Below are 14102 nucleotides of genomic sequence, written 5' to 3'. Positions count from 1 at the left end.
TATCCTACTTGAGTACAGGATTTTTATGCTTCTCTCGCTCAACACAACGGAATGATCTCACAAAAGGCCAAATACGCGCTCCGGGCCCTTCTGGTTCTAGCCGATCTGAAAACCGATTCCATTTCCATTGCCGAAATGGCTGAACAGCACCGCATGCCGCGAAAGTTCCTCGAGCAGATTCTGCTCGATCTCAAGCATGCCGGGCTTGTCCAGAGCCGACGCGGTGTCGCCGGCGGATACTCCCTTCTGAAGCCCGCCGACACGATAACATTCGGCCAGGTTCTGCGCCTGATAGACGGCCCGCTTGCGCCGCTGCCCTGTCTCAGCCGGGTGGCATACCGCCGCTGCGAAGACTGTCACGACGAAGCTTCCTGCCGAATTCGTCGGGTATTCGGGCACGTCGCAAACGCCACGCGAGCCATTCTCGATCAGACCACCATAGCCGACGCGCAGGCGGACCCGGAGCGTGTCGGACGGATTTTAGGCGGCATCCAAGGCGCGGCGTAGGGGCCGGAAACTCCCTTCTCAAATCCCTCCTTGACAACTCTAGTGGTTCAGTAGGATTTTAAAGCCTACTGATCCGATAGGATATAGGAGGAACCATGTCCCGCTTTCGACGATCAATCTTCGCAGCCGTGATCACCTCCCTCATGGCAGTGCCGGGTTGGGCGCAGACGACCATTCTCAACGTCTCGTACGATCCTACGAGAGAGCTTTACCGCGAGTTCAGCGCCGCTTTCACGCAGTACTGGCAGCAGCAAACCGGCGAAACCATCAATGTCCGCATGTCGCACGGCGGATCGGGAAGCCAGGCCCGCGCCGTGATCGACGGGCTTGATGCGGATGTGGTGTCACTCGCGCTTGAGGCGGACATCAACGCGATCGTCGAGGCCACCGGCAAGATTCCGGCGGACTGGCGCAGCCAGCTTCCCAACAACAGCGCTCCCTACACGTCCACAATCGTCTTCCTCGTCCGCGCCGGCAATCCCAAGAACATTCAGGACTGGGATGATCTGGTTCGCGACGACGTTCAGGTCATCACTCCCAACCCAAAGACATCCGGCGGAGCGCGCTGGAACCTCCTCGCCGCCTGGGCCTGGGCCGAGAAAAAATTCGGAGGCGATGAAGAGCAGGTCCGGAACTATGTGAGCGCCCTTTACCGGAACGTGCCCGTTCTTGACACCGGCGCCCGGGGCTCGACCACGACATTCGTGCAGCGCGGCATTGGCGACGTGCTGCTTGCCTGGGAGAACGAGGCCTTCCTCGCACTGGAGGAATTGGGGCCGGACCGGTTCGAGATCGTCACGCCGTCCATCTCGATCCTCGCGGAACCGCCGGTCGCGCTTGTCGAGGGCAATGCCGAGGCGAAGGGCACGACGGAAATCGCCCGCGCCTATCTGGAGTATCTCTACACCGAAACGGGCCAGACGATCGCCGCCAAGCACTACTACCGCCCGTTCAAGCCGGAATTGGTGGACCCGGCCGCTCTGGAGCGCTTTGTCGAGATCGAGCTGGTGACCATTGACAGTTTCGGCGGCTGGGCGGAGGCGCAGCCCCGCTTCTTCGGCGACGGCGGCATCTTCGATCAGATCTACCAGCCGGCGAACTGACCATGAGTGGTACCGCCGTCATGCGGTTCAGACAGCCGAGCGTCCTGCCGGGTTTCGGCATAGCGCTCGGCTTCACCCTTGTCTATCTGAGCGGCATCGTCCTGATCCCCCTGGCCGCCATGATCCTGAAAAGCGCCGGGCTTGGCTGGGCCGAATTCTGGCGGATCGTGGGCGATCCGCGCACGCTTGCCGCCATCCGGCTGAGCTTCGGCGCATCGCTCCTTGCCGCTTCGATCAATGCCGTTTTCGGCGTGCTGCTTGCCTGGGTGCTGGTGCGGTATTCGTTCCCCCGGCGAAGGCTGGCCGACGCGATGATCGACCTGCCTTTCGCGCTCCCGACAGCCGTTGCCGGCATCGCGCTTACCACCCTCTACGCACCCAATGGCTGGATCGGGCAGTTCCTTGCGACGCTTGGGCTGAAGGTTGCATATACACCGATCGGTATCGTCATCGCGCTAACCTTCATCGGGCTGCCTTTCGTCGTGCGCACCGTGGAGCCGGTGCTGCGCGAGTTCGACAGGGAGGCGGAAGAAGCGGCCGCAACGCTCGGCGCCACCCGCCGGCAGACCGTTTTCCGCGTCATCCTGCCAAGCCTGCTGCCGGCGATCCTGACGGGCTATGCGCTGGCGCTCGCCCGGTCGATCGGCGAATATGGTTCGGTGATCTTCATCGCGGGAAACATCCCCTATGTCTCGGAGATCACGCCCCTCCTCATCGTCATCCGGCTGGAGGAGTTCAACTATGCCGGGGCGACGGCCATCGCCGCCGTCATGCTGGCGATCTCCTTCTCGATGCTTCTGATCATCAATCTCATCCAGGCCTGGAGCCGGAGGAGGTTCGGCCATGACGGTTGAGAACATGCTGGTGCCCAGCGCAGCAGGAACGGCCGCGCCCAATCGTTACGAAGCGACTTCGGAAACGCGCGGCGTCAGGATTGTCCTGATTGCGATTGCGGTGCTGTTTCTCGCGCTCTTTCTGCTTCTGCCGCTTGCCGCCGTCTTCATGGAGGCGTTCCGCGGCGGAATCCAGGCATATTTCGCCGCGATAACCGAACCGGATGCGCTGGCGGCAATCCGGCTTACGCTGACGGTTGCCGCGATTGCGGTCCCCTGCAATCTCATCTTCGGCGTTGCGGCCGCATGGGCGATCGCCAAGTTCGAGTTCAAGGGCAAGAGCCTGCTTACGACCCTGATCGACTTGCCATTCTCGGTCTCGCCCGTGATCTCCGGCCTGGTCTATGTGCTCCTCTTCGGAGCGCAGGGCTACTTCGGCCCATGGCTCAGCGCGCACGGCATTCAAATCGCTTTCGCCGTCCCCGGCATCGTGCTGGCGACGATCTTCGTCACCTTCCCCTTCGTGGCGCGGGAACTCATCCCGCTCATGCAGGAACAGGGAACGGGGGACGAGGAGGCGGCTCTCTCCCTCGGTGCCAATGGCTGGCAGACCTTCCTGTTCGTCACACTGCCAAATATCAAATGGGCGCTGCTTTATGGCGTGCTGCTCTGCAACGCGCGCGCCATGGGAGAGTTCGGCGCTGTAGCCGTCATCTCGGGCAAGATCCGCGGCCTGACCAACACGATGCCGCTGCATGTCGAGATTCTCTACAACGAATACGCCTTCTCCGCGGCCTTCGCCGTGGCCTCGCTGCTCGCACTGCTGGCGCTGGTCACGCTCGCCATCAAAACGTTTCTCGAATGGCGCTTCGCCGACGGCATCGCTGCTGCCGGACGCAGCCATTGAGGTATTCACGCATGGATATACGCATCGAAAACATCAGCAAAACGTTCGGCCAGCATCCGGCCGTGAACAGCGTGTCGCTCGAAATCCGCTCGGGCGAGCTCATCGCCCTGCTCGGCCCTTCGGGCTCCGGCAAGACGACGCTGCTGCGGCTGATCGCAGGCCTGGAGCACCCGACGGGCGGGCGCATTTTCTTCGGCGACGAAGACGCGTCCAGAAAGAGCGTGCAGGCCCGCAATGTCGGCTTTGTCTTCCAGCACTACGCGCTCTTCAAGCACATGAGCGTGGCCGACAATATCGGCTTCGGCCTGCGCGTGCGTCCGCGCGCGCAGCGCCCCAGCCGGAGGGAAATCCGTGCTCGCGCCGAAGAGCTTCTGGACCTGGTCCAGCTTCCGGGCTACGGGGAGCGGTTTCCCGCGCAACTTTCGGGTGGCCAGCGCCAGCGTGTCGCGCTGGCGCGCGCGTTGGCGATCGAACCGCGCGTGCTTCTGCTCGACGAGCCCTTCGGGGCGCTCGATGCCAAGGTCCGGAAGGACTTGCGGCGCTGGCTGCGCGAGCTTCACGACAAGACCGGCCATACCACCATCTTCGTCACGCACGACCAGGAAGAGGCCATCGAACTGGCTGACCGCGTCGTCGTGCTCAACAAGGGGGTGATTGAGCAGGTGGGCACGCCGGATGAAATCTACGACACGCCGGCATCGCCCTTTGTGCACCAGTTCATCGGCGAGGCGTCCTCCCTGCCCGTCACCCTCTCCAATGGCGAGGTCTGGCTCGCCGACCGTGCGACGGGACTGCGGTCCGAGGGAAATGGAGAGGCCATTCTCTATTTCCGGCCCAATCACATCGAGGTGGTTGAGGGCTGTTCGGGCTGCATCGCAGGCGTCGTGGTCGGCAGCCGGCGCGTGGCCGATACGCGCCGGGTGGAGATCGAAATCGGCGCGGGCCGCCATCGCGTCGAGATCGACCTTCCGGTCGGCCATCCTGCGGGCGAAGGGTCCAGGATCGCGTTCCGGCCAACCCGGTGGCGCCTCTACCTTTCCGGCGCAAGCGAAAACGCGGCTCCTCGGAAGGTGGCCGTTCATGCCTAGCCTCCTCCAGCGCGCCGCCGGAATTTCCGCGCAGGCCTGGCTGCAACAGGCTCAGGTTTGCCACACGGGACATTGGCGCGGGCTGCCCTTCCGAGCGTCAGCTCCTGGTATTTCGCCAGACGGAGCGGCCGGGCAGTCAGGAACGGATCTGATAAAGGCTCTGCGGATCGAGGAACCGTCATGAGCGGCGGTTGATGGCGATGTCGTTCTCGGCACACGAGAAAGAGCGGGACGGATCGGATCGGTCTTCACCGGAAACCTTGCCCGTCGTGCCGTTGCGCCCTCCGACCCGCCTTCTCGTCTGGTTGACGACCTCGCCCTGGCGCAACAACCCGCCGCTCACCATTCCGGTCGCCCACCACCTTTCGGTCCTGAAATCTCGGGGATGGCTCCTCCGGCAGGCGACTCCGCGCAATTTCGTCGTCTGGCGCGGCGAGATACTCCGCGGCCACTCCTGGCCGCTGATCGTTCTGCCCAACCGCGAGGTGCGCCTGACAACGGTGGAACGCAGCGCCATCGCGGTCTGCCTGGCCGCGCCTGCGCTTTTCCGGATCGCGGGAAACCCGGCTTCGGATGAGGACACCGAAAACGCAGACCGATTTGCCTCACAACTGGGATTTTGCGGCGGCACGCACGAGCTGGCGGCGTATCTCGCGAGCGCGAACCGCAAGATCCATGCTGCGCTCGCGCCTCCCTGGGCCGGCATCATCAACGAACGTTACTGACTGTTGAGCAAAGTCCAATGGATCGCGGAAGCCTTCCATGATCTATCTTCGCGTACCGGAAACAAGGCACACCCTCGAGACAACCGACCGTGACGCTAGAACAGTTCGGCATCATCGCCCTGCTCATTATCCTGCTCGGCCTTTTCACGATCGACCGGTTCAGGATCGAGATCGTGGCCTTGGGCGGCCTTGGCGTTGCCGCGGCAACGGGGCTGGTGCCCCTCGATAACGTCTTTGCCGGATTCTCGAACGCGGCCGTTATCACCGTCGTCGAAATCCTGCTCATCGTTCAGGCGCTGTCGCGCACCCGCATTCTCGATGCGGTTGCGATCCGGATTGGCCAGAGCCTTTCCCATGCGCGCGCCATAATGCTTGTCCTTTGCGCAATGGGCGCAGGCCTTTCCGTCTTCATGAACAATATCGGCGCTTTTGCCCTGATGCTGCCCATAACGATCAGCGTCAGCAAGACGGCGGGTCTCAACCTGCGCATGCTGGTAATGCCCGTATCGTTTGCCACGCTGCTGGGCGGGCTTTGCTCGATTATCGGCACGCCGCCCAACTACCTCGTCAGCGAGTTCTTCATCGCCGCGAGCGGACCGGGCTTTTCCTTTTTCGATTTTGCTTACGTCGGCGTGCCGGTCGCTCTTGTCGGCCTTACCGTCATCGTCCTCTGGGCTCCGCTGACGCTCAAGGAGGCCAGAAATGGCGAGCGCGACACCAGCCGTCCGGCGGGCGTCCGGAGGGTGGTCACCGAACTGCATCCGGGGTCCGCACGCGCCAGAGCCGAAACCGCGGGCGCGCTCGCAGAACGGCTTTCCGGCGCCGTTCACACCATCATCCGCCACAATCAACGGGTCTTTCCGATCCGCGACGACACGCCTATCGAACCGAATGACCTCATCGTGGTCGAGGCCGAGCTGGAACGGCTCGAAGCCGAGATCGATCAGGGCAATGTCGTGCTGGCGCACGGAGACGGCTTGTTGGCCAAAAGGCGCGCAGAGGTCGTTGTGGTTCCCCAGAGCACGCTGATCGGCTCAAGGATCGGCCGGCTCGAAATCCTGTCCTCGCGCGGCATCGAAGTATTGGCGGTTTCAACCCAGAATCCCCGGATCGAGGGCCGGCTCGAAGACGTGCAGCTCGGCGTTGGCGACGTCATTCTTCTGCATGGCTCGCCGGAGATGGTGAAGGAAGCCCTAGACGACGCCGATGCGCTGCAGCTTTGGCCTCTTTCCCGGTTCGAGCCGGCAAAAGCATCCTATTGGCCGGTTGCGATCTTCCTCATGGGCGTGCTTGCGGCGGCTTTTACCCGCATAGAGCCTCCGATTGCTTTCGGCGCGGTCGTGCTCATTCTGTCCATGGGAAGGATGCTCGATCTCAGGACCGCGCTGTCCGACATGAACTGGCCGATCATCCTGCTTTTGGCCGCCATGATCCCCGTCGGAGAGGCTATGGCGACATCCGGCGCCGCAGCGGTTCTGGCGCAGTCGCTCACCGCCCTGCTGCCCTCCATGTCAACGCCCGCGCTTGTGGCCGCGATGTTCGCCCTGGCTCTCGCGATCACGCCGTTCATCAACAATGCCACCACCGCCGTCGTCCTTGCACCGATCGCGCTCGAACTGGCACGGACGACCGGCACCCCGCCGCAGCCACTGCTGATGGCCGTGGCACTCGGTGCCTCGACCGACTTCCTCACCCCGTTCGGCCATCACAACAATACACTGGCCTTCGGCATCGGCGGCTATCGGTTCGGCGAATTCCTGAAGGTGGGCTGGCCGTTAACGCTGGCGAGCTTCGCGGCCGGCGTGATGCTGATTTCTCTCATCTGGGGCTGAGTTCTACGCCGAACGTCCCGGCGTTTCCGGCAGATGAAATCAAGCAGCATATATGTTGCGGACTGCCCGGCCGGCTGCCATCTCTTGGGCACCGGCCGCGCCGCGGAGATTCAGGCAAAGAATATGTTCATGGCCGAGCCGGAATTAGAAGATATTATACCGTCCATCAGCGGAGGTGACGCCGCACAATCATCATCACTCCCCCTTCGCGCTGAATGGTCTTGCCGCGCGTGACATTGGGCCAATCCGATCTGAAATTGTTCCGACTGGAGCGCGGCCGCCTCTTGGCCGTGCCGACGCAAGTGCCTATGACTGAGGTGGCTTGATTCCAGCTTTCGGCTGAAAACAGGAACAACCAGCCATGACGCTCGGCATTGCGCGCCGGCTTGCAAAGGCAATCAACGAGGAAGGCTCGCCGCTCCAGCCTCTTGCCACCCCGACGTTCCGTAATCTCTGGCTGTGGATCACCGTCTCCAATCTCGGCACCATCGTTCAGGCCGTCGGTGCAGGCTGGCTCATGACGACGCTCAGCGGCCAAGCCTCGATGGTGGCGCTCGTTCAGACGGCCACAACGCTGCCGATCATGCTCTTTTCGCTGGCTGCGGGCGCGCTCGCGGACAATTTCGACCGGCGTACCGTTATGCTGATCGCGCAGATCTTCATGTTCACGGTGTCGGCCATTCTCGCGGTGCTCAGCTTTGCCGGCGGCCTTACTCCGTGGCTGCTGCTTCTGTTCACCTTCCTGATCGGAAGCGGAACCGCATTGAACAATCCCGCCTGGCAGTCCTCCCTGGGCGATCTTCTGCCAAGAAAGCACCTGCCGGCCGCCGTCTCGCTGAACTCGATCGCCTTCAACCTCATGCGCAGCATCGGGCCGGGCATCGGCGGGCTGATCGTGGCTGTTGCGGGCGCAGCAGCCGCATTCGCCTTCAACGCGGCGACCTATGTCGGTCTGATCATCCAGCTCTTCCGGCTGAAACCGGCGAAGGTGAACGCAACCCTGCCGCCCGAACATCTGGGCGCCGCAATGTCGGCGGGTCTGCGCTATGTGTTCCTGTCGCCGAACATCGAAGCGATCCTGCTGCGAAGCCTCGCCCTGGGCCTTTCGATGAGTTCGATACAGGCTCTACTGCCGCTCGTCGCGCGCGATCTCATCGGCGGAGGACCTTTGCACTATGGTGTCCTTCTCGGCGCATTCGGACTGGGGGCCATTCTGGCGGGCCTGTTCGGGCACAGGCTGCGCGAACGCTTCAGCAGCGAGGCCTATATGCGGCTCAACCATCTGGCCGCTGCCTTCAGCGCCGCCGCCCTTCCGTTCGCCGGAAACATTCTGGCCGCCCTGCCGATCATGCTGGTGGGCGGTGCTGCCTGGCTTCTGTCCTTCGCCTTTTGCAACATGTCGATTCAGCTCTCCGCCCCGCGCTGGGTGGTCGGCCGTGCGCTTGCCACCTATCAGACGGCGGCCTTCGGCGGCATGGCTCTTGGCAGCTGGCTGTGGGGAGAAGTCGCGGCCGACTGGGGTGTCGCGGCCGGACTGCAGATTTCGGCCGGCACCGCGCTCGTGACCATGCTGATCGGCGTCTGGCTTCCCATGCCGGAACTGGGGCGCCTGAAGCTCGATCCCATCCAGCCGCCGCCTGTGCCTGAGCTTGCAATCGACCTGGAGGCGCGCAGCGGCCCCGTCGTGGTCATGGTCGAATACGTCATCCGCGAGGAGGATTTGCCGGAATTTCTCGCCGCCATGCGCGAGCGCCGCCGTATTCGCAGGCGCAACGGGGCGAGCAGCTGGACGCTGATGCGGGACGTGACGGACCCACAGAAATGGATCGAGAGCTACCACGTCCCGAACTGGATCGAGTATCTGCGCCATCACCAGCGCACCACCGAGGCCGACGCCGAGGTGATCCGCAGACTGCGCGCGCTGCACAGCCTGCCGGAGCCGCCCCGGGTCAGCCGTCTTGTCGTGCGACCGGTGAGCGCCCGCGGCGGGCTGTTAGCAAGGTGATTAGCGAGGCGTTTGCGAACGGCCTCACTGAAAATCGGCGTTAAAGGCCCCACGGAAAGCCACCCCCTTCGTATACCGGCCAGATGAAGCCGCGAACGGGAGGCTATGATTGCTGGCGGCAAGCAATCCTGGATCCCGGACGCGAGTTCCGCCTTTCCTCAGGCGATTGATGCAGCGCAAACCGGCGCATCCGCCGTCCATATACGCTCCGTGGAACGGAAGCAGGAGCAGGCGCTTTAGCTGGATGACATGAAGCTGCAGCACTATGTCTGTTCCAGTGTGGCGCGAGACTTGGACGGATGAACAAGAGGCAGTTCAACATCTGGTACTGGATCGCCGCTTTCATCGGCCTCATGATATTCCAGTACATTTTCATCACCGCCCAGCAGGTGGCGGAGATTCCCTACAGTACGTTCGAGAGCTATCTCGAAAGCGGACGCATCGCCGAGGTGCAGGTTTCCGACCGCTTCATCCAGGGCACGCTAAAGGAGCCGCTCGAAGGCGGGCAGTCGCGTTTCATCACGACGCGCATCGATCCAGACATCGCGCAGCTTCTGCGAGAGCACAACGTCGTGGTGACCGGCCAGATCGAAAGCACGTTCCTGCGCGACCTGCTGTCCTGGGTCGTTCCGGTGGCGCTTTTCGTCGGCCTGTGGATGGTCCTCATCCGCCGCATGGGCGGCGCGAGCGGCGGGCTTCTCCAGATCGGCAAGAGCAAGGCCAGGGTCTATGTCGAGACCGACATCAAGGTGACCTTCGACGACGTGGCCGGGGTGGACGAGGCAAAGGCGGAACTGCAGGAGATCGTCGATTTCCTGCGCAACCCGCAGGAATATGGCAGGCTCGGCGGGCGGATGCCCAAGGGCGTGCTGCTGGTCGGTCCGCCCGGCACCGGGAAGACGCTGCTTGCAAGGGCGGTAGCGGGCGAGGCGAAGGTGCCGTTCTTCTCCATCTCCGGCTCGGAATTCGTGGAGATGTTCGTCGGCGTGGGCGCGGCGCGGGTGCGCGACCTGTTCGAGCAGGCCCGGGCCAAGGCGCCGGCCATCATCTTCATCGATGAGCTGGACGCGCTCGGCCGCGCGCGCGGCGTCGGCCCCATGATGGGCGGACACGACGAAAAGGAGCAGACGCTGAACCAGCTTCTCGTGGAGCTCGACGGCTTCGACCCGACGATCGGCGTTGTGCTGCTGGCGGCCACCAACCGGCCGGAAATTCTCGATCCTGCACTGCTGCGGGCGGGTCGGTTCGACCGCCAGGTGTTGGTGGACCGGCCGGACAAGCAGGGCCGCGTCCAAATCCTGCGCGTCCATATGAAGAAGGCGAAGCTGGCCCCGGACGTGGACGCGGAGAAGGTGGCAGCACTCACACCCGGCTTCACGGGGGCCGATCTGGCCAACCTCGTTAACGAGGCGACCCTACTTGCCACGCGCCGCCGGGCGGATGCGGTGAGCATGGAAGACTTCAACAACGCCATCGAGCGCATCGTTGCCGGGCTTGAAAAGCGCAACCGTCTTCTCAATCCGAAGGAGCGCGAGGTGGTCGCCTATCACGAGATGGGGCACGCGCTGGTCGCCCTGTCGCTGCCGGGCGTCGATCCCGTACATAAGGTTTCCATCATTCCGCGCGGCGTAGGCGCGCTGGGTTACACGATCCAGCGGCCGACCGAAGACCGTTTCCTGATGACGCGGGAGGAGCTGGAAAACAAGATGGCGGTGCTGCTCGGCGGCCGGGCCGCCGAATGGATCGTGTTCGGCCACCTTTCGACCGGGGCGGCTGACGACCTGGCCAAGGTGACGGATATCGCCCGGGCCATGGTGACCCGCTACGGCATGTCCGAAAAGCTGGGTCATGTCGCGCTGGAAAAGGATCAGCGCTCCTTCCTCAGCCCGAACGCGGTCGGCAACTATCCGCAGGAGCACAATTACGGCGATGCGACCGCCGACGCGATCGACGCCGAGGTGCGCGCGATCATCGACAATGCATTCTCGCGAACGGTCTCGCTGCTTACCGAGCGGCGCGACCTGTTGGAAAAGACCGCGCAGCGCCTGCTTGAGAAGGAGACGCTGGACGAAGAGGATCTCACTACCCTCATCGGTGAGGAACCGCAACTTGCCGCGCCAAGCCGAACTCGGAAGAAAAGCGATGCGCGCGAGGAGGTGAGCGAGGCAGCCGGGCGCGCCGCAGGCGAATGACCCCTGCCGACGACGCGGAGCGCGAATGGGTTTGCCCTGCAGAAAGCGAGCAAGCGGCCAATGACAGGAGAGCGCGACCATGACGATCCGCAATCTTGAACACGCAGCTCACCCGAACTCCCTCGCCGTCTTCGGCGCGTCGGGGAAGGAGGGTTCGGTCGGCCGGATCGTCCTGGACAATATCCTCGCCGCAGGCTTTGAAGGCGAAGTCTGGCCGGTCAACCCGAAATATCGCGATATCGAAGGCCGTCGCTGCTACGCGAATCCGCGCGAGCTGCCCGCCGCGCCGGATCTCGCCGTGATCGCCACGCCAGCGGCGACCGTTCCCGGCATCATCAGGGAGCTCGGCGAAAAAGGTACGCGCGCGGCCGTCGTCATCTCCGCCGGGCTGACACGTGAAAACGGGCTGCGCCAGGCCATGCTGGATGCAGCCAAACCGCATCTCTTCCGCATCATCGGGCCCAACACGATCGGGCTCATTGTCCCGCCGGCGAAGCTGAATGCGAGCTTCAGCCATCTCAATCCGCGGCGCGGCGGGCTCGCGCTCCTTTCCCAATCGGGCGCGATCACCGCCTCGCTGATCGACTGGGCGGAGGAAGAGGGGATCGGCTTTTCCCACATCGTGTCGCTGGGGGACATGGCCGATGTGGATGTCGGAGACTATCTCGACCTTTTGGCGGGAGATGCGAAGACCCGCGCGATCCTGCTTTATCTCGAAACGGTGACGGACCCGCGCAAATTCATGGCGGCGGCGCGGGCGGCAGCCCGCGTGAAGCCGGTGATCGCGGTCAAGGCGGGCCGGCATGCCGCAGGCGCAAAGGCGGCCTCCACCCACACCGGGGCGCTTTCGGGCTCCGACAAGGTAATGGAAGCCGCCCTGCGCCGCGCCGGCATCCTGCGTGTCACCGGGCTCGGAGAACTTTTCGGCGCCGCCGAGATCGTGGCGCGTTTCCCGCGGCTCGAACGCGCGCGCATCGCCATCGTGACGAATGGCGGCGGTGCGGGCGTGCTCGCCATCGACCGGCTGATGGACATCAAGGGTGAACTTGCCGAGCTCGCGCCGGAAACGCTCTCCCGGCTCGACGCGCGACTGCCCGCGAACTGGTCCCGCGCCAACCCGGTCGACATCATCGGCGACGCGCCGCCGGAGCGCTATGCTGCAGCGGTCGAAGCCGTGGCGGCGGACCCCGGAACGGATGTGCTTCTGGTCATGAACTGCCCTACTGGCGTTTCCTCGCCCGCGAATGCGGCACGCGCGGTCGCGGGTCTCACCCGCAACGGCATGATCGACGGCAAGCCGGTGCTAACCTGCTGGCTCGGCCAAGCCACGGCGCAAAAGGGTCGCCGCATCTTGCAGGAAGCGGGGCTTGCGAGCTTTTCCACGCCTGGCGACGCGGCCGCAGCCGTCTCCTATTTGAGCGGCTGGTCGCGCGCCCAGAAGGCGCTTCTGCGCGTTCCCTCGACCCGCAGCGAGGATGCCCGCGGCGACATCGATAGGGTGCGCGCGGTGTTCCGTAAGGCTGCTTCGGAAGGACGGAGAATGCTGACCGAGCCGGAGGCCAAGAGCGTGCTTGACGCCTATGGCATTCCCGTTCCCGAAACCATCGTCGCCCGCACGCCGGAGGAAGCCGAAAAGGCCGCGGCGAAGCTTCTGACCAATGCGAAGAAGGTCGCCGTCAAGCTTCTGTCCAGAACCATCACGCACAAATCCGATGTGGGCGGCGTGGTGCTGAACATTGCCGGAGCCAAGGAAGCGGCCGAGGCGGCACAGGCGATCTTCGACAGGCTGGCTGCGGCGGGAAAGGCCGACGCGGTGGACGGCTACGCCGTGCAGCCGATGATCGAGCGGAAGGATGCCCACGAGCTCATCCTGGGAGTCGGCCAGGACGAAATCTTCGGCCCGACGGTGCTTTTCGGCGCCGGCGGAACAGCGGTCGAAGTGCTCGACGATACGGCCATCGCCCTACCGCCCATCGACAGCGTGCTGGCGGGGGACCTGATCGACAGCACCCGCATCGGCCGGCTACTGGCCGGCTACCGCGACCGTCCGCCCGCCGACCGCGCGGCTATCGTCGGCGCGCTGAACGCACTCTCGCAGCTCGTGGTGGACTTTCCCGCCATTATCTCCATGGATATCAATCCGCTCCTGGCCGACAGAAACGGGGTGATCGCGCTCGATGCGCGGATTGAGATCGATCCGGCGACGGTGGAACAATCCGGCCCCAATCCGGCGCTCGCCATCCGGCCCTACCCGACCGAGTGGGAAACGCGCGCCACGCTGGGTGGCGAAGATTTCCTCATCCGGCCGGTAAAGCCTGCGGACGTGGCGCTGTACCCGGATTTTCTGGCCAAGGTCTCGCCGCAGGACATCCGCTTCCGCTTCCTCGCCCCGCGCAAGCACTTCCCGAACGAGATGCTCCTGCGCCTGACCCAGATCGACTACGAGCGGGAGATGGCGTTCCTTGCCCTTCGCGAGGACACGGGCGAGCTTTGCGGCATCGTGAGACTTTCCGCCGATCCCGACCGCCAGAAGGCGGAATACGGCGTTCTGGTGCGCACGGACCTGCAGGGGCGAGGGATCGGATGGGCTCTCCTCCACCATCTGATCGAATATGCGCGCGCGGACGGGCTGAAGCAGATGGAGGGCTATGTCTTTGCGGAAAATACGAAGATGCTTGCCATGGCGCGGCAGTTCGGGTTCGAGCTTACGCCACACCCCGAAGAGCCCGGCGTAGTGCTGGTGCAACTGATGCTGTAAGTGTAGGCGAGCCTGAACGCGCTGCGCTGGCGGAGCAAAGCGCGAACGGCATCCTCTCATTTTGTCGACAGAATTTTTCGGTCCTTGACCTTTCCTGGGCGATTTGTTCTACTCTCAAGCGCAGTTGTCGACATATCAGTCGAAATCGACAA

At 63.7% G+C, this 14102-nt stretch carries 10 protein-coding genes; all 10 read left to right on the top strand.

What is annotated here, in order from left to right; all coding sequences use genetic code 11:
• Positions 1–51: 51 nt before the first annotated feature.
• The 10 genes from NYR54_RS05440 to NYR54_RS05395 all read left to right on the top strand — a co-directional run bounded on the left by NYR54_RS05440 (position 52) and on the right by NYR54_RS05395 (position 13950).
• Positions 52–507, top strand: coding sequence for an RrF2 family transcriptional regulator (locus NYR54_RS05440; RefSeq protein ID WP_261514588.1), 456 nt, complete (start codon positions 52–54; stop codon positions 505–507).
• A gap of 95 nt (positions 508–602) precedes the next feature.
• Positions 603–1610, top strand: coding sequence for a sulfate ABC transporter substrate-binding protein (locus NYR54_RS05435; protein ID WP_261514587.1), 1008 nt, complete (start codon positions 603–605; stop codon positions 1608–1610).
• Positions 1611–1612: 2 nt separating this feature from the next.
• Positions 1613–2464 (top strand): sulfate ABC transporter permease subunit CysT, encoded by an 852-nt coding sequence (cysT, locus tag NYR54_RS05430; RefSeq protein WP_261514586.1) that lies wholly within the window; start codon positions 1613–1615, stop codon positions 2462–2464.
• Positions 2454–3350 carry a sulfate ABC transporter permease subunit CysW gene (cysW, locus tag NYR54_RS05425; protein WP_423738569.1) on the top strand — a complete coding sequence of 299 codons (897 nt, stop codon included), beginning with the start codon at positions 2454–2456 and terminating at the stop codon, positions 3348–3350. The genes cysT and cysW overlap by 11 nt, the downstream gene beginning before the upstream one ends.
• Positions 3351–3361: 11 nt before the next feature.
• Positions 3362–4438, top strand: a complete 1077-nt coding sequence (locus NYR54_RS05420) for a sulfate/molybdate ABC transporter ATP-binding protein (protein ID WP_261514585.1) — start codon at positions 3362–3364, stop codon at positions 4436–4438.
• Positions 4439–4632: 194 nt separating this feature from the next.
• A complete protein-coding gene (locus tag NYR54_RS05415) occupies positions 4633–5163 on the top strand; it encodes a hypothetical protein (RefSeq protein WP_261514584.1) in 531 nt (176 codons plus the stop codon).
• Between the two features lie 89 nt (positions 5164–5252).
• On the top strand, positions 5253–6995 hold the full coding sequence (locus NYR54_RS05410) for an SLC13 family permease (protein WP_261514583.1): 1743 nt from the start codon (positions 5253–5255) through the stop codon (positions 6993–6995).
• A gap of 397 nt (positions 6996–7392) precedes the next feature.
• A complete protein-coding gene (locus NYR54_RS05405) occupies positions 7393–9000 on the top strand; it encodes an MFS transporter (RefSeq protein ID WP_423738574.1) in 1608 nt (535 codons plus the stop codon).
• Between the two features lie 299 nt (positions 9001–9299).
• The gene (ftsH, locus tag NYR54_RS05400; RefSeq protein WP_261514581.1) at positions 9300–11192 is read left to right on the top strand and encodes an ATP-dependent zinc metalloprotease FtsH; all 1893 of its coding nucleotides are present in this window, start codon (positions 9300–9302) and stop codon (positions 11190–11192) included.
• Between the two features lie 79 nt (positions 11193–11271).
• Positions 11272–13950: a bifunctional acetate--CoA ligase family protein/GNAT family N-acetyltransferase gene (locus tag NYR54_RS05395; RefSeq protein WP_261514580.1), complete on the top strand. Its 2679-nt coding sequence runs from the start codon at positions 11272–11274 to the stop codon at positions 13948–13950.
• Positions 13951–14102: the final 152 nt, after the last annotated feature.

The organism is Chelativorans petroleitrophicus (genome assembly GCF_025398195.1).
In the GTDB taxonomy this organism is placed as follows: domain Bacteria; phylum Pseudomonadota; class Alphaproteobacteria; order Rhizobiales; family Rhizobiaceae; genus Chelativorans; species Chelativorans petroleitrophicus.
This window is presented reverse-complemented; position numbering and strand designations above follow the sequence as displayed.

Coding starts and splice junctions, on each gene's coding strand:
- NYR54_RS05440 (WP_261514588.1), top strand. CDS start 52: ATGATCTCACAAAAGGCCAAATACGCGCTCCGGGCCCTTCTGGTTCTA.
- NYR54_RS05435 (WP_261514587.1), top strand. CDS start 603: ATGTCCCGCTTTCGACGATCAATCTTCGCAGCCGTGATCACCTCCCTC.
- cysT (WP_261514586.1), top strand. CDS start 1,613: ATGAGTGGTACCGCCGTCATGCGGTTCAGACAGCCGAGCGTCCTGCCG.
- cysW (WP_423738569.1), top strand. CDS start 2,454: ATGACGGTTGAGAACATGCTGGTGCCCAGCGCAGCAGGAACGGCCGCG.
- NYR54_RS05420 (WP_261514585.1), top strand. CDS start 3,362: ATGGATATACGCATCGAAAACATCAGCAAAACGTTCGGCCAGCATCCG.
- NYR54_RS05415 (WP_261514584.1), top strand. CDS start 4,633: ATGGCGATGTCGTTCTCGGCACACGAGAAAGAGCGGGACGGATCGGAT.
- ftsH (WP_261514581.1), top strand. CDS start 9,300: ATGAACAAGAGGCAGTTCAACATCTGGTACTGGATCGCCGCTTTCATC.
- NYR54_RS05395 (WP_261514580.1), top strand. CDS start 11,272: ATGACGATCCGCAATCTTGAACACGCAGCTCACCCGAACTCCCTCGCC.